The 14,681-nt window shown below is 68.7% G+C and carries 14 protein-coding genes; 11 read left to right on the forward strand and 3 right to left on the reverse strand.

The window, feature by feature from the left end; genetic code table 11:
• From AC07OA_RS09095 to AC07OA_RS09110, 4 genes are read left to right on the forward strand one after another with little or no spacing between them, the layout of a single operon-like run.
• Complete coding sequence (locus tag AC07OA_RS09095) at nucleotides 1–1,005, forward strand: arginine N-succinyltransferase (protein ID WP_494663471.1); 1,005 nt, start codon at nucleotides 1–3, stop codon at nucleotides 1,003–1,005.
• On the forward strand, nucleotides 1,002–2,456 hold the full coding sequence (gene astD / locus AC07OA_RS09100) for a succinylglutamate-semialdehyde dehydrogenase (protein ID WP_494663472.1): 1,455 nt from the start codon (nucleotides 1,002–1,004) through the stop codon (nucleotides 2,454–2,456). The genes AC07OA_RS09095 and astD overlap by 4 nt, the downstream gene beginning before the upstream one ends.
• Nucleotides 2,453–3,802, forward strand: a complete 1,350-nt coding sequence (gene astB, locus AC07OA_RS09105; protein ID WP_494663473.1) for an N-succinylarginine dihydrolase — start codon at nucleotides 2,453–2,455, stop codon at nucleotides 3,800–3,802. Before astD ends, astB begins: the two co-directional genes overlap by 4 nt.
• Nucleotides 3,799–4,311, forward strand: coding sequence for a GNAT family N-acetyltransferase (locus AC07OA_RS09110; protein ID WP_494663474.1), 513 nt, complete (start codon nucleotides 3,799–3,801; stop codon nucleotides 4,309–4,311). The genes astB and AC07OA_RS09110 overlap by 4 nt, the downstream gene beginning before the upstream one ends.
• Here the strand turns inward: AC07OA_RS09110 and AC07OA_RS09115 are convergent.
• On the reverse strand, nucleotides 4,308–5,111 hold the full coding sequence (locus AC07OA_RS09115; protein WP_494663475.1) for a LytTR family DNA-binding domain-containing protein: 804 nt from the start codon (nucleotides 5,109–5,111) through the stop codon (nucleotides 4,308–4,310). The genes AC07OA_RS09110 and AC07OA_RS09115 overlap by 4 nt on opposite strands.
• 134 nt (nucleotides 5,112–5,245) lie before the next feature.
• On the opposite strand from AC07OA_RS09115, the gene AC07OA_RS09120 reads away from it, so the two are divergent.
• The gene (locus AC07OA_RS09120; protein WP_494663476.1) at nucleotides 5,246–6,457 is read left to right on the forward strand and encodes an acyltransferase family protein; all 1,212 of its coding nucleotides are present in this window, start codon (nucleotides 5,246–5,248) and stop codon (nucleotides 6,455–6,457) included.
• Here AC07OA_RS09120 and phhA read toward each other — a convergent pair.
• The gene (gene phhA / locus AC07OA_RS09125; protein WP_494663477.1) at nucleotides 6,415–7,296 is read right to left on the reverse strand and encodes a phenylalanine 4-monooxygenase; all 882 of its coding nucleotides are present in this window, start codon (nucleotides 7,294–7,296) and stop codon (nucleotides 6,415–6,417) included. The two genes, AC07OA_RS09120 and phhA, sit on opposite strands and share 43 nt — an antisense overlap.
• Nucleotides 7,297–7,377: 81 nt before the next feature.
• Entirely contained in the window at nucleotides 7,378–7,707 is a 330-nt protein-coding gene (hspQ, locus tag AC07OA_RS09130) for a heat shock protein HspQ (RefSeq protein ID WP_494663478.1), read from the reverse strand.
• Between the two features lie 160 nt (nucleotides 7,708–7,867).
• Here hspQ and AC07OA_RS09135 point away from each other — a divergent pair, with 160 nt between their 5' ends.
• From AC07OA_RS09135 to guaA, 6 genes are all read left to right on the forward strand, one after another.
• Entirely contained in the window at nucleotides 7,868–8,995 is a 1,128-nt protein-coding gene (locus AC07OA_RS09135) for a Ppx/GppA phosphatase family protein (RefSeq protein WP_494663479.1), read from the forward strand.
• Nucleotides 8,992–9,699 (forward strand): RlmE family RNA methyltransferase, encoded by a 708-nt coding sequence (locus AC07OA_RS09140; protein WP_494663480.1) that lies wholly within the window; start codon nucleotides 8,992–8,994, stop codon nucleotides 9,697–9,699. The genes AC07OA_RS09135 and AC07OA_RS09140 overlap by 4 nt, the downstream gene beginning before the upstream one ends.
• Before the next feature lie 130 nt (nucleotides 9,700–9,829).
• Complete coding sequence (guaB, locus tag AC07OA_RS09145; protein WP_494663481.1) at nucleotides 9,830–11,293, forward strand: IMP dehydrogenase; 1,464 nt, start codon at nucleotides 9,830–9,832, stop codon at nucleotides 11,291–11,293.
• A 4-nt stretch (nucleotides 11,294–11,297) separates the two neighbouring features.
• Complete coding sequence (locus AC07OA_RS09150) at nucleotides 11,298–11,693, forward strand: MAPEG family protein (RefSeq protein WP_494663482.1); 396 nt, start codon at nucleotides 11,298–11,300, stop codon at nucleotides 11,691–11,693.
• A gap of 7 nt (nucleotides 11,694–11,700) precedes the next feature.
• Nucleotides 11,701–12,981 carry an RsmB/NOP family class I SAM-dependent RNA methyltransferase gene (locus tag AC07OA_RS09155; protein WP_494663483.1) on the forward strand — a complete coding sequence of 427 codons (1,281 nt, stop codon included), beginning with the start codon at nucleotides 11,701–11,703 and terminating at the stop codon, nucleotides 12,979–12,981.
• Between the two features lie 52 nt (nucleotides 12,982–13,033).
• Nucleotides 13,034–14,596 (forward strand): glutamine-hydrolyzing GMP synthase, encoded by a 1,563-nt coding sequence (guaA, locus tag AC07OA_RS09160; protein WP_494663484.1) that lies wholly within the window; start codon nucleotides 13,034–13,036, stop codon nucleotides 14,594–14,596.
• Nucleotides 14,597–14,681: the final 85 nt, after the last annotated feature.

The raw sequence follows: 14,681 nt of genomic DNA on the forward strand, positions 1-14,681 counted from the left end.
ATGCTCGTCGTACGTCCCGCGATGCCTGCCGACTTCGACAGCCTGATGGAACTGGCGGTCCTGTCGGGTCGCGGTTTCACCAGCCTGCCGGAAGACGAGCAGACCCTGCGCGCCCGGCTGAACCTGTCGCAGAAGAGCTTCCATTCCGAGGTCGCCGCCCCGGAGGCCTGGTACACCCTGATGCTGGAAGACCTGGCCGAGGGCGACGTCGTGGGCGTGGCCGGGGTCAAGGCGGGCGTGGGTCTGAAGCGGCCGCATTTCTCGTTCCGCGTCGTGACCTTGGCGCAATCTTCTCCCACGCTGGACAAGCGCTTCGACCACCGGGCCCTGGTGCTGGTCAACGAATGCGCCGGCTGGTCCGAGGTCGGCTCGCTGTTCCTCAAGCCCGAGCGCCGCAAGGGCGGGGCGGGGCGCTTGCTGGCCCAGTCGCGCTACATGCTGATCGGCCTGGAGCCCCAGCGTTTCGCCGAGATGGTGCTGGCCGAGTTGCGCGGTTGGTTCGACGAGGACGGCGGCTGTCCGTTCTGGGAGCACGTGGCCAGCAAGTTTTTCCGGCTGGAGTTCGACGAGGCCGACATGATGAGCGCCTCGACCGACGGCCAGTTCATCCTGGACCTGGCACCCCGCCACCCGATCTATGCCGAGCTCTTGCCCCAGGCCGCCGCCCAGACCATCGGCCGCGTGCACCGCGAGGGCGAGGCGGCGCGGGCCATGCTGGAGACCGAAGGTTTCCGGTTCTCGGGCCTGATCGACATCTTCGACGCCGGCCCGACGGTCGCGGCGCGGCGCGACGACATCAAGACGGTGCGCGAAGGCCGCCGCCTGCGGGTGCGGCTGGGCGAGGACGCCTATGGCGAGGAGGCCCTGATCTGCTCGGGCGCGGTGGCGCGGTTCCGGGCCGTACGGGCGCCGGTGCTGGTCGACGGCGAGAGCGCGATCATCGGACGGGACGCCGCGGCGGCCCTGGGCGTGAAGGACGGCGAAATGGTGCGGGTGAAGGCATGAGCGGCGGCGTGTTCATCGATGGCGTGTGGCGCGCGGGCGCCGGGCCTCAGGCGACTTCGATCGATCCGACGACCGGCGACGTCATCTGGCGTCAGTCCACCGCCGGCGTCGCCGACGTGGCGGCGGCCGTCGAGGCCGCGCGCAAGGCCTTCCCGGGCTGGTCGGACCGGTCGCGCGAGGAGCGGATCGCGATCCTGCGGCGCTACAAGGACGTGCTGGTGGCCCGCACGGCCACCTTCGCCGAATCCCTGAGCCGCGAGACCGGCAAGGCGCTGTGGGAGACCAAGGCCGAGCTGGGCTCGATGGCCGGCAAGGTCGAGGCCTCGATCAAGGCCTATGACGAACGCACCGGCGAGCACGCCAGCGACATGGCGTTCGGCCGCGCCGTTCTGCGCCACAAGGCCCACGGCGTGATGGCGGTGCTGGGGCCGTTCAACTTCCCGGGCCACCTGCCCAACGGCCACATCGTGCCGGCGCTGCTGGCCGGCGACACCGTGGTGTTCAAGCCTTCGGAAGAGACGCCCCTGGCCGGCCAACTGCTGGTCCAAGCGTTGGAGGAGGCCGGCCTGCCGCCCGGCGTCGTCAATCTGGTGCAGGGCGGCCGCGAGGTCGGCCAGGCCCTGATCGACCAGGAGATCGACGGCCTGCTGTTCACCGGCTCGGCCGCCGCCGGCGCCTTCTTCCGCCGCCACTTCGCCGATCGGCCCGACGTGATCCTGGCTCTGGAGCTGGGCGGCAACAATCCGCTGGTGGTCTGGGACGCGGGCGACGTCGAGGCCGTCGCGGCCCTGGTCGTGCAGTCGGCCTTCATCACCACCGGCCAGCGCTGCTCGTGCGCCCGGCGGCTCATCGTTTCCGACGATGCGGCGGGGCAGGCGGTGATCGACGCCGTGGCGGCCCTGTCCGACCGCCTGTCCATCGGCCCGTGGAACGGGCGGGAAGAGGTCTTCATGGGCCCCCTGATCTCGGACCGCGCCGCCGCTATGGCCCTGGCCGGCGCCAAGGCTATGCCGGGCAAGACCGTGCGCGCCATGTCGGGCGTCGAAGGGCTGAGCGGCGCGTTCGTCTCGCCGGGTTTGGTCGACGTCACCGGCCAGACCGTGCCGGACGAGGAGCTGTTCGCGCCGCTGCTGCAGGTGCGCCGCGTTGGCTCGTTCGACGAAGCCATCGCCGCCGCCAACGCCACGCGCTACGGCTTGTCTGCAGGGCTTGTCTCCAATGAAACGGCGCGTTGGGAGCATTTCCTCAAGCGCATCCGGGCCGGGGTGGTGAACTGGAACCGTCCGACCACCGGCGCTGCGGGCACCATGCCGTTCGGCGGTCTCGGTTCGTCGGGCAATCACCGTCCCAGCGCCTACTACGCCGCCGACTATTGCGCCTATCCCGTCGCCAGTTTCGAGGCTTCGGCGGTGGCCAACACCCTGGGCGATATCAAGGGACTGCGCGAATGACCTCACGGGCGGTCGAGGCCAATTGCGACGGCCTGGTCGGGCCGACCCATTCCTATGTCGGCCTGTCGCCAGGCAACATCGCCAGCCAGGCCAACGCCGGCGAGGTCTCCAACCCGCGCGCCGCGGTGCTGGAAGGTCTTACCAAGATGCGCAAACTGGCCGACTGGGGCGTGCCGCAGTTCGTGCTGCCTCCGCACGAGCGGCCGGACCTGGCGTTGCTGCGGTCCATCGGCTTTTCAGGCTCCGACGCCCAGGTCGTCGAGAAGGCCTGGAAGGACGCGCCGGCCATGGCGGCCGCCGCCTATTCGGCCTCGCCGATGTGGGCCGCCAACGCCGCCACGGTCACGCCCAGCGCCGACACGGCCGACGGCCGCGTGCACTTCACCCCGGCCAACCTGCTGACCAACCTGCACCGTAGCCTGGAGGGCGAGCAGACGACACGGTCGCTGCGCCGCCTCTTCCCCGACCGCGACCGCTTCGCCGTCCACGAACCGCTGCCCGCCCAGCCGCACTTCGCCGACGAGGGCGCGGCCAATCACGTGCGGCTGTGCGCCGACCATGGCGAGGCCGGGGTCAATCTGTTCGTCTGGGGACGCGAGGCCTGGGAGCGCTGGGACGGCCGCTATCCCGCCCGCCAGACCCGCGAGGCCTTCGAGGCGGTCGAGCGTCGGCACGGCGCGGCGCGAGGCGTCTTCGCCCGGCAGGGTCGGGACGCGATCAACGGCGGGGCGTTCCACAACGACGTGGTCTGCGTGGGGACGCGCGAGTGCCTGCTGTTCCACGAGCGCGCCTTCGAGGACCGTGCGGCGATAGAGGCGGATGTCCGCCGGGCCGCCGAGGGGCTATTCGAACCGGCCTTCGTCGAGATCAGCGAAGCCGACCTGCCAATGGACGATCTGGTGAAGAGCTATCTCTTCAACTCCCAGCTTCTGGTGCTGCCCGGTGAGGACCGCCTGGTGCTGCTGGCCCCCGGCGAGACCCGCGACAACCCGCGCGCCCATGCCGCCGCACAAGGCTTGGCCAGCTCCAACGGACCCATCGGCCGCGTCGAGTATGTCGACGTTCGCCAGAGCATGCGCAACGGCGGCGGCCCGGCCTGCCTGCGCCTGCGGGTGGTGCTGACCGACGCGGAGCTGACGGCGACGAACCCGGGGCAACGGTTCGACGCGACCTTGCATGCCCACCTGAACGCCTGGGCCGAGCATCGCTATCGCGACCGCTTGGCGCCCGCCGACCTGGCCGATCCGTCGCTGATCGTCGAAGGACGGGAGGCGCTGGACGAGTTGACGGTGATCCTGGGGCTGGGCGGCGACTTCTACCCGTTCCAGCGGGCCGCCTTACGATGACCCGCTTCGAGGTCCGTCCGGCCAGGCCCGACGACGCGGCCGGCATCCTGGCCCTGCACCGCAAGGTCGCGGCGCTGCCAGGCGGCTTGGCGCGGGTCCCGGAGGAGGTCACCGCCGACTACGTCGCCCACGCCATGGCGGCTTCGGCCGACGGCGGGGTCAATCTGGTCGCGGTCGCCGCCGACGGGATCCTGTGCGGCGAACTGCATGTCGAGCGCATGAAGATCGCGCTGTTCCGCCACGTTCTGACGGACCTGACCGTGGCGGTCGATCCGGACTGGCAGGGCAGGGGCGTCGGCACAGCCCTGTTTCAGGTCCTGATCGACACGGCGCGTGGCATGACCCCGTCGGTCGGGCGGATCGAGTTGGGCACAGGCGCGAACAATCTCGGCGCCCAGCGGCTCTACCAGCGGCTGGGCTTCAAGATCGAGGGCCGCTTGCCCGGACGTGGCCGCCACCCCGACGGCAGCGTCGAGGACGACATCGTCATGGGTCTGCTGCTGGACTAGCCGCGCAGGGCGGCCAGGGCTTGCGGGAACCGGCGCGACAACGGCGCTTCGGTCTCGCCGAGTTCGACTGCGTAGTCGCCCGAACCCTCGGGACGCAGGCCGGTGACGCGGGCGGGATTGACCAGCCATGAGCGATGGGTGCGGACGAAGCCATGGGCGGCCAGATCCTGCTCCAACGCGCCGAGGGACGAGCGCATCAGCGGCCGGCGTCCGTCGGCCAGGAGGAATTCGGCATAGTTGCCAGCCGAGCGCACGGCCAGGATCTCGTTGACCGGAACTCGCAGCAGCCGCGCGCCATCGCGGATGTCGAAACTGGCCGCGCCCGCCGGCGGCGGAGCGGCCTTGGCCGCTTCCTGCGCGCTGCGTCGGAGCGACAGATAATAGATGGTCGAGGCCAGGCCGTAGGCCAGCAGGTCTTTGCGGAACTCGTAGGGGAACTCGCTGGAGAGCGGGCCGTAGCCGTAGGGCTCGTGCATCACCAGGGCGTAGGCCAGATGACGCAGGGCCAGGAAGCCCGAGACGTGGAGCACCGAATAGATCAGGACCGCGACGAGGTGGACGGGCGCGGCCTTCCACCAACGCGGCGCGGTCCGGAACGACCACAGCGCCACCACGGCCGGGATCGCGAAGATGACCATGGTCACCAGGGCGCTGCTGACTTCCCAGATGACCGGCGGCCATACGCCTTCCTGCGGCGCGTCGTGCTGGATGGTCAGGATATTGACTAGGCAGATGCTGGAGATCAGCGCGGCGCCCAGCAGCCAGGCCCGCCAGAGGCCTTGACGCTCTTCGCCGTTCATCCCGAAAACCGCGCCGCTGGTCCCTGGAGGTTTGCCGCTTGTCCCTGCCGGCGGCCGCTGATCCCCCGGCGCTTGGCCGGATGAGGAGGCTCGGGTCACGACGGTCTCATCGTTTTTCACCCGGACGCTTCTCCATGACCACGACTGCTTCGCCGGACCGCCGCTACGACCTCGACTGGATTCGGGTCGGGGCGTTCTTCCTGCTGATCCTCTATCACGTCGGCATGTTCTACGTGCCCTGGGAATGGCACGTGAAGACGCCTCATCCGGTGGAAGCCCTCGAGCCGTTCATGCTGCTGACCAATCCGTGGCGGCTGACCCTGTTGTTCCTGGTTTCGGGCGCGGCGACGCGGTTCATGGCCGACAAGGTCTCGGTCGGAAAACTAACCGGCGCGCGGGTGGCGCGTCTGCTGCCGCCGCTGCTGTTCGCCATGTTCGTGGTCGTGCCGCCGCAGTCCTACTATCAGATCGTCGAATACTTGGCGGCTCATCCGGGCGCCCCGACGAACTTCGCCTCCTACGGCGATTTCTGGATCAAGTACGTGACCGGTTCGGGCCGCTGGTGCTCGCCCGACGGCTGCGTGACCACCCCGACCTGGAACCACATGTGGTTCGTGGCCTATCTGCTGTTCTACACTCTGGTCCTGGCCGTGCTGCTGCTGATCTGGAAGCGGCTGGGCGCGTACATCCAGGCGGCCCTGGAGACGGTGCTGCGCGGGCCGGGCCTCATCGTTTGGCCGGTCCTGTATCTCGGCGTCGCTCGCGTTCTGCTGATCCGGTTCGGCGAGACCCACGCCCTGGTCGGCGACCACTATGTGCACGCCGTGTCGTTTGCCGCCTTCCTGGTGGGCTTCGGCCTGGCCAAGTCCGAGGTGCTGCGCGAGCGCCTGATCGCCGCCCGTTGGCCCGCCCTGGGCCTGGCCGTCGCGGCCTATGCCGGCTGGGCGATCTATGCCTGGGCCTATCGCGCCGATGACGCCAACCCGCCCGAGGCCCTGCGGTTCGTCATGCGCTTCGTCTATGCGACCGACACCTGGTGCGCCATCGCGGCCATCCTCGGCTTCGGGGCCAAGCATCTGAACCGCGAGACGCCGGCCCTGCGCTACCTGACCCTGGGCGTCTTCCCGTTCTACCTGGTTCACCAGACCCTGATCGTGGTGGCCGCCCATCACTTGGCCAAACTGGCCCTGCCGCAGCCGTTGGAGGCCGTGATCCTGATCGCCGCCACCTTCGCCGGCTGCTTCGCGACCTACGAGATCGTCCGCCGCATTCCCGGCGTGCGCTTGCTGTTCGGCCTGAAAGGTCAGCCGGCCGGGACGGCCAACCGCCCGCCGGCGTTCGCATAGGCCTGGGACCCGGCGGTGATCACCCGATCGCCGCCGGTGATCTCGGCGATGCCCAGGTCGCTGGCCCCGGCCAACCGCTCGTAGAGCGCCCCGAAGTCGCGCAGGGTGACCTCCTGCAGGGTCTGGATCGACGGGATGACGAAATAGACCTGCTGGAAGTCGTCGATCCGATACGGCGTGCGCATCACCCGCTCCAGCTCGAAGCCGATCCGGTTGGGGGAGGGGTCTTCGAGGGCGAACAGGGATTCGGTGCGCGAGGAGACGATGCCCGCGCCGTAGATGCGCAGGCCGGCTTTGGTCTCCATCAGGCCGAACTCCACGGTGTACCAGTAGAGGCGCGCCAGATTGGCCAGCCGCCCCAGGCCCAGCGCCCTCTGACCGCCCTTGCCGTAGGCCTGCATGTAGTCGGCGAAGGTGGGATCGGTCAGCATCGGCACATGGCCGAAGACGTCGTGGAAGGTGTCGGGTTCCTGCAGGTAGTCCAGCTCGTGCGGCTTGCGGATGAACTGGCCGGCGGGAAAGCGGCGGTTGGCCAGGTGATCGAAGAACACGTCATCGGGCACCAGGCCCGGCACGGCCACCACGCTCCAGCCGGTCAGGCGCTGAAGCTCCTCGTTGATCCGCTTGAAGTCGGGAATGCCCGAGCGATGCAGGTCCAGGGCGTCGAGCCCGCGCAGGAACTCGTCGCAGGCCCGGCCCGGAAGCAAGGCGGTCTGGCGTTCATAGAGGGTGATCCAGACGTCGTGCTCGGCCTGGGAATAGTTCTCCCAACCTTGGTCGATCGTCCAATCGGCGGCCGCGCCGGGGGGCGGGCCGTTGCTGAAACCGTCTGCGCTCATGCGACGACGTTACGCCCGGGCGGAGGCAAAGTTCGTTCGAACTTTGCGCCAAACCCGAGGCTTGCCGGAGAGACGTTGCGCCTAGTGCGAGATCCGAGGACGAAGCTTGTAGGCTCCGTGGTCGAAGCTCTCGAAGATCACCTGAGTCTGCGGATGACCGACCGGCTCGCCGGTTTCGTCCGCCAGCAGGTTCTGTTCGGAAACATAGGCGACGTAGGTGTTGTCGTCGTTCTCGGCCAGCAGGTGATAGAACGGCTGGTCCTTGGTCGGCCGGATGTCCTCGGGAATGGAGTTCCACCATTCCTCGGTGTTGGCGAACACCGGGTCGACGTCGAACACCACGCCCCGGAAGGGGAACACACGGTGCTTGACCACCTGGCCGATCGCGAATTTGGCGAGTCTCGAATTCATGTCGAGCAGCCTACACGAGTCTCCTGACTAGAACCTGAACGTAGAGTTCCGTCCCCGGATAACAAGGCGACGCCTTCCGGCGGGGGAATCTGGTTGCTATGCTCGCTCCCGAAGTGAGGCGGTTCGGCATGAATCGCCTGCGAGACAAGGTGGAAAGACCATGTCGGAGGCGCCGCGAGCGCCCGGCGCGCCTCGACCCTCGGGTTCGGGCCGGCGCCGGCCGGCGGGCGAGCAGTCGTGCTATGCGGCGCTCGACCTGGGTACGAACAACTGCCGCCTGCTGGTGGCGACGCCGTCTCCGCGCGGGTTCCGCGTGGTCGAGGCCTATTCCCGCATCGTCCGCCTGGGCGAGGGGCTTTCCCAGACCGGGCAGCTTTCCGACGAGGCCATGGACCGCTCGATGGCGGCCCTGAAGGTCTGCGCCGAGAAGATCCGCCGCCGCAAGGTGGTGCGGGTCAAGGCCGTGGCCACCCAGGCCTGCCGTGGTGCGGCCAATGGTCCCGACTTCGTGCGTCGCGTGGCCGAGGAGACCGGCCTGCGCCTGCAGATCATCACGCCGAAGGAAGAGGCCCAGCTGTCGGTGGCCGGTTGCATGAGCCTGTTCGACCGCGAAGCCGAGGCGGCCCTGGTGGTCGATGTGGGCGGCGGATCGACCGAACTGTCGTGGGTGGACCTCAAGGGCGGCGGGTTGGACGCCAAGCCCAGGCAGTTCGCGGCCTGGAGGCTGCCGATCAAGGCCTGGTTGTCGATCCCCATCGGGGTGGTCACCCTGGCAGAGCGCTTCCCCGAGGGCGAGCGGGCCGAAGCGGGTTGGTTCCGGGCCATGGTCGATGAGGTCAAGGCGCGGATCGAGGCCTTCCCGCACGCCGAGCCGATGCGTCAGCTGTTCGAGGGCGGTCGCGCCCACATGGTCGGCACCTCGGGCGCGATCACCAGCCTGGCCGGCCTGCATCTGGGCCTGCCACGCTACGACCGCAACATCGTCGATGGCCTGTGGATGCAGCGCCACGAGTGCGAGGCGGCGGCCGAGCGGCTGCTGACCCTGACCGCCAAGGAGCGGGCGCTGGAGCCCTGCATCGGCGCCGACCGCGCCGACCTGGTGCTGGCGGGCGCGGCCATTTTGCAGGCCGTTCAGGAGCTTTGGCCGTGTTCGCGCGTGCGTGTCGCCGATCGGGGGCTTAGAGAGGGGCTCCTGATGTCCCTGATGTCCGATCAGCAACAGAAGCCGCGCCGGCGTCGGCGAGGCGGCGCTGGTCGGTCGTCCCGTCCCGCCACGGTGAACGCATGAACGACGAACCTCCCCGCAAGCGCATGGTCAAGCCGCCGGCCGGCGGCAACGAAAGCGGCCGCGCCAAGCCCGCGCGCCTGAAGACCGCCTTCGGCCGCACGCCCAGCCAGCAGGCCTGGCTGGAGCGCCAGATCAACGACCCGTTCTCGGCCAAGGCCCGGGCTATGGGCTATCGCAGCCGCGCGGCCTTCAAGATCAGCGAGATCGACGAGAAGTTCCATTTCTTCCGCAAGGGCGCGCGGGTGATCGACCTGGGTTGCGCGCCGGGCGGATGGCTGCAGATCGCGGTCGAACGCGGCGTGACCCAGCTGGTCGGCGTCGACCTTCTGCCGGTCGATCCGGTCGCGCCGGCCCACATTCTGGAGATGGATTTCACCGACCCGACCTGTCCGCCCAAGCTGATCGAGCTCTTGGGCGGCGCGCCGGACCTGGTGATGTCGGACATGGCGCCCAACACCGTGGGTCACCGCGAAACCGACCACCTGCGCATCGTCGGCCTGATCGAGATCGGCGCGGAGTTCGCCATCGAGGTGCTCAAGCCCGGCGGCGCGTTCGTGGCCAAGGCCTTCCAAGGCGGCGAGACCGCCGAGGTGATCGCGCGCCTGAAGAAGCACTTCGAGAAGGTCGTCCACTTCAAGCCCAAGGCCAGCCGCCAGGACAGCTCCGAGGTCTTCCTGGTCGCGACGGGGTTCAAGGGACGGTAGGGCAGAGCCGCGTCTCGTGGTCCATCGATCGACGGTCGTCGTTCGGCGAATTCATCCCCATTTATGCCGCCAAGCGGGTCGACACGGACGGCCTCCGTAGGTATACGCGGCTCGCAAAATGGAGACTCCAATGGAGATTCGCGAAGGGCTCACCTTCGACGACGTTTTGCTCGAACCCGGTCCGTCAGACGTCATGCCCACCCAGGTGACGACCGAGACCAAGTTTACGCGTGAAATCAGTCTGAACATCCCGCTCGTGTCCGCGGCCATGGACACGGTGACCGAAAGCCGCCTCGCCATCGCCATGGCCCAGGCCGGCGGTCTGGGCATCCTGCACCGCAACCTCACCAACGAGGAGCAGGCCGACCAGGTACGCGAGGTCAAGCGCTACGAAAGCGGCATGGTCATCAATCCGCTGACCATCCATCCCGACACCACTCTGGCCGAGGTCCGCGAGATCAAGGCCCGCCGCAAGATCTCGGGCTTCCCGGTGGTCGAGCGCGACACGGGCAAGCTGGTCGGCATCCTGACCAACCGCGACATGCGTTTCGAGGGCGACGACAACGTCCCGGCCTCGGCGATCATGACCCGCGAGAACCTGATCACCGTCTCCGAGGGCGTCGACAGCCGCGAGGCGCGCGAGCTGCTGCGCAAGCACAAGATCGAACGCCTGATCGTCGTCGACGAGGCCTATCGCGCCGTCGGCCTGATCACGGTGAAGGACATCGAGAAGGCCCAGGCCCACCCTCTGGCCGCCAAGGACGACAAGGGCCGGCTGCTGGTCGGCGCGGCCTCGACCGTCGGCGACGCCGGTTTCGAGCGCTCGATGGGCCTGGTGGACGCTGGCGTCGACGTCGTCGTCATCGACACCGCCCACGGCCACTCCAGCCAGGTCGCCATGGCGGTCTCGCGCCTTAAGCGCGAAGCCAACCGCGTGCAGATCGTGGCCGGCAACATCGCCACCTACGACGCAGCCCGCGCCCTGATCGACGCCGGCGCCGACGCGGTGAAGGTGGGCATCGGCCCCGGCAGCATCTGCACCACCCGCATCGTCGCCGGTGTGGGTGTGCCGCAACTGACCGCGATCTCCGAAGCCGTTCGGGCCGCGCGCGACACCGGAACCCCGGTGATCGCCGACGGCGGTATCAAGTACTCGGGCGACCTGGCCAAGGCCATCGCGGCCGGGGCCTCGACCGCCATGATGGGCTCGATGTTCGCCGGCACCGAAGAGGCGCCGGGCGAGGTGTTCCTGTACCAGGGCCGCTCTTACAAGAGCTATCGCGGCATGGGTTCGGTGGGCGCCATGGCCCGGGGCTCGGCCGACCGCTACTTCCAGAAGGAAGTGACGGACAGCTTCAAGCTGGTGCCGGAAGGCATCGAGGGGCAGACGCCTTTCAAGGGCCCGATCGCCCCGGTGCTGCACCAGCTGGTCGGCGGCCTGCGGGCGGCCATGGGCTATGTCGGCGCCCCCACCATCGCCGAACTGCAGAAGCGCGCGCGCTTCGTGCGGATCACCGGCGCGGGCCTGCGTGAGAGCCACGTCCACGACGTGATGATCACCCGGGAAGCGCCGAACTATCCGAGCGCGGTCTAGGGCCGTGCGGATGGCGTTCGAACTTCAGATGCTGGGCGTGGCCGTCGTGATCGGCCTCGTCCACCTGCTCTGGGCGGCCGCGGCCGCCCAGCCGCAGCGCGGCCTGAAGTGGAACGTCGGTTCGCGCGACACGCCGGTGGTCCTGACGGGCATGGCGGGGCGCCTGGAACGCGCCTTCGCCAACTTCCGCGAGACCTTCCCGCTCTTCGCCGCCGCTGTGCTGGTCGCCTATCTGGGCGGCCGGCTCGGCATGCTCTCGGCGCATGGAGCGCTGCTCTATGTCGGGGCGCGGGCGATCTACATCTTTCTCTATGCCTTCGGCGTGCCGTATGCGCGGTCGCTGGTATGGCTCGCTTCCCTGATCGGCATAGGCCTGATCCTGGCGGCCTTGGTGATCTGAAAACACAATGCGTGACGGCGGCAGACTAGCAGCGGCGATCGAGGTTCTCACCGAGATCGAGACGCGTCATTTCCCCGTACGGATGGCGCTGAAGCGCTGGGGCGAGGGCGCGCGCTACGCGGGTTCGAAAGACCGCGCCTTCGTGTCGGGCCTGGCCCTGGACGCCCTGCGCCGCAAGCGCTCCCTGGGCTGGATGATGGGCGACGACAGCGCGCGCGGCGTCGTGCTGGGCGTGCTGGCCTTCGACTGGAAGTGGTCGCTGGACCGCGTCGCCGAGGCCGCCGCCGAGGAGCACGGCCCGGGCGCCCTGACCGACGCTGAGCGCGAGCGGCTGGCCTCACCCCGTTCGCTGGCCGAGGCTCCCGCGCCGGTGGCCGGCGACTATGCCGACTGGATGCAGCCGTCCCTGACCCGCGCCCTGGGCCAGGACCAGGCCGCCGAGATGGCCGCCTTGGCCGAGCGGGCTCCGGTCGATCTGCGCATTAACCTGCTCAAGACCGATGTCGAGCGCGGCGCCAAGGCCGTGGCCCTGATCGGCGCCGAGCCGGCGGGCGTGCTGGACACCGCCTTCCGCATCCCGGCGCCGGGCGCGGCCGACCGCACGCCGTCGGTGGAGGCCGTGCCGGCCTTCTCCAAGGGCTGGTTCGAGGTTCAGGACCTGGGCTCGCAGATCGCCGCCGCCGTGGCCGGCGACGTCAAGGGCAAGCAGGTGCTGGACTTCTGCGCCGGAGGCGGGGGCAAGACCCTGGCCCTGGCCGCCGCCATGGACAATCGCGGCCAGATCTACGCTCACGACAGCGACGCCCGCCGCCTGGCCGACACCATCCGGCGCGGCCAGCGGGCAGGGGTCCGTAACCTGCAGATCCGCTCGCCGATCGAGGGCGCACCGCTGAAGGGCCTGGAAGGCAAGCTGGACCTCGTCTTCGTCGACGCCCCGTGCACGGGCTCGGGCACCTGGCGCCGCCACCCCGACGCCAAGTGGCGCCTTTCGTCCGATCAGTTGGCCAAGCGCCAGATCGAGCAGGACGCCGTCCTGGCCGACGCCTCCGACTTTGTGAAGCCGGGCGGCCGACTGATCTATGTCACCTGCTCGCTGCTGACCGAGGAGAACGAGGACCGCGTATCGGCCTTCGTCGAGCGCCATCCGGGCTTCTCGGTCAAGCCGATCACCCTGAAGGGCGTCGAGCAGCACCTGACACCCGAAGGCTATCTGCGTCTGACCCCCCATCGCGCCGGGACCGACGGCTTCTTCGCCGCCGTGATCGAGCGCGGGTCCTACGCGCCCTGAACACTGACCCCGCGAGGGGATCGAACCGAAACGACACGCTGGAGATATTGAGATGACGACCGAAACCCACCACCAGCGCGTTCTGATCGTCGATTTCGGCAGCCAGGTCACCCAGCTGATCGCCCGCCGGGTGCGCGAGGCCGGCGTCTATTGCGAGATCCACCCGTTCGACAAGGCCGAGGCCCTAGTCGACGACTACAAGCCCAGCGCCATCATCCTCTCGGGCGGCCCGGCCAGTGTGCTGGAGACCGACAGCCCCCGCATCGGGACCAAGCTGTTCGACCTGGGCGTGCCGATGCTGTGCGTCTGTTATGGCGAGCAACTGCTGTGCGACGTGCTGGGCGGCAAGGTCGAGGGCGGCCACGCCGGCGAGTTCGGCCGGGCCGAACTGACCATCGGCAAGGACAGTCCGCTGTTCGAAGGCCTGGCCGGCGTCGGCGGCCTGGAAACGGTCTGGATGAGCCACGGCGACCGCGTCACCGCCATTCCGGAAGGCTTCGAGGTGATCGCCACCTCGACCGGCGCCCCGTTCGCGGCCGTCGCCAACGACGCCCGCAAGATCTACGGCGTGCAGTTCCACCCCGAGGTGGTTCACACCGTCAACGGCGCCAGGATCTACAAGAACTTCCTGTTCAACATCGCCGGCCTGAAGGGCGACTGGACCATGGCCTCGTTCCGCCAGGAGATGGTCCAGAAGATCCGGGCCCAGGTTGGCGACGGCAAGGTGATCTGCGGCCTGTCGGGCGGCGTCGACAGCTCGGTGGCCGCCGTGCTGATCCACGAGGCCATCGGCGAGCAGCTGACCTGCGTGTTCGTCGACACCGGCCTGCTGCGCAAGAACGAGGCCGATCAGGTCGTGACCCTGTTCCGCGACCACTACAACATCCCGCTGGTTCACGTGGACGCCGGCGACCTGTTCCTGGGCGAACTGGCCGGGGTCAGCGACCCGGAGACCAAGCGCAAGACCATCGGCAAGCTGTTCATCGACGTCTTCGACAAGGAAGCCGCCAAGATCGAAGGCGCGGCGTTCCTGGCCCAGGGCACGCTCTATCCCGACGTGGTCGAGAGCGTCTCGGCGCGCGGCGGCCCCTCGGCGGTGATCAAGAGCCACCACAATGTGGGCGGTCTGCCGGACTACATGAAGCTGAAGCTGGTCGAGCCGCTGCGCGAGCTCTTCAAGGACGAGGTTCGCGCCCTAGGCGTCGAGCTGGGCCTGGCTCCCGCTTTTGTCGGCCGCCATCCATTCCCCGGCCCGGGCCTGGCCATCCGCATCCCGGGCGACATCACGCCCGAAAAGGTCAAAGTCCTGCAGGACGCCGACGCCATCTATCTGGAAGAGATCCGCAACGCCGGTCTCTACGACAAGATCTGGCAGGCCTTCGCCGTGCTCCTGCCGGTGAAGACGGTGGGCGTCATGGGCGACGCCCGCACCTACGAGAACGTCCTGGCCCTGCGCGCGGTCACCTCGACCGACGGCATGACCGCCGACTTCTTCGAGTTCCCCTGGGACGTCCTGGGCAAGACCGCCACCCGGATCATCAACGAAGTCCGGGGCGTCAACCGCGTCGTCTACGACGTGACCAGCAAGCCGCCTGGCACGATCGAATGGGAGTAGTCCTCACTCTCGTCTTCGGGTGGAGACAACCGGCCGAACCGCGTTAGCATTCCCTCCGGCCCGCCGATGAAGCGGCCGGATGTGG

The sequence above is a fragment of the Caulobacter sp. GW821-FHT09B08 genome, from assembly GCF_059418225.1.

Coding starts and splice junctions, on each gene's coding strand:
- AC07OA_RS09140 (WP_494663480.1), top strand. CDS start 8,992: ATGAACGACGAACCTCCCCGCAAGCGCATGGTCAAGCCGCCGGCCGGC.
- AC07OA_RS09115 (WP_494663475.1), bottom strand. CDS start 5,111: ATGAACGGCGAAGAGCGTCAAGGCCTCTGGCGGGCCTGGCTGCTGGGC.
- AC07OA_RS09155 (WP_494663483.1), top strand. CDS start 11,701: ATGCGTGACGGCGGCAGACTAGCAGCGGCGATCGAGGTTCTCACCGAG.
- astD (WP_494663472.1), top strand. CDS start 1,002: ATGAGCGGCGGCGTGTTCATCGATGGCGTGTGGCGCGCGGGCGCCGGG.
- AC07OA_RS09110 (WP_494663474.1), top strand. CDS start 3,799: ATGACCCGCTTCGAGGTCCGTCCGGCCAGGCCCGACGACGCGGCCGGC.
- phhA (WP_494663477.1), bottom strand. CDS start 7,296: ATGAGCGCAGACGGTTTCAGCAACGGCCCGCCCCCCGGCGCGGCCGCC.
- hspQ (WP_494663478.1), bottom strand. CDS start 7,707: ATGAATTCGAGACTCGCCAAATTCGCGATCGGCCAGGTGGTCAAGCAC.
- guaA (WP_494663484.1), top strand. CDS start 13,034: ATGACGACCGAAACCCACCACCAGCGCGTTCTGATCGTCGATTTCGGC.
- AC07OA_RS09095 (WP_494663471.1), top strand. CDS start 1: ATGCTCGTCGTACGTCCCGCGATGCCTGCCGACTTCGACAGCCTGATG.
- guaB (WP_494663481.1), top strand. CDS start 9,830: ATGGAGATTCGCGAAGGGCTCACCTTCGACGACGTTTTGCTCGAACCC.
- AC07OA_RS09135 (WP_494663479.1), top strand. CDS start 7,868: ATGTCGGAGGCGCCGCGAGCGCCCGGCGCGCCTCGACCCTCGGGTTCG.
- AC07OA_RS09120 (WP_494663476.1), top strand. CDS start 5,246: ATGACCACGACTGCTTCGCCGGACCGCCGCTACGACCTCGACTGGATT.
- astB (WP_494663473.1), top strand. CDS start 2,453: ATGACCTCACGGGCGGTCGAGGCCAATTGCGACGGCCTGGTCGGGCCG.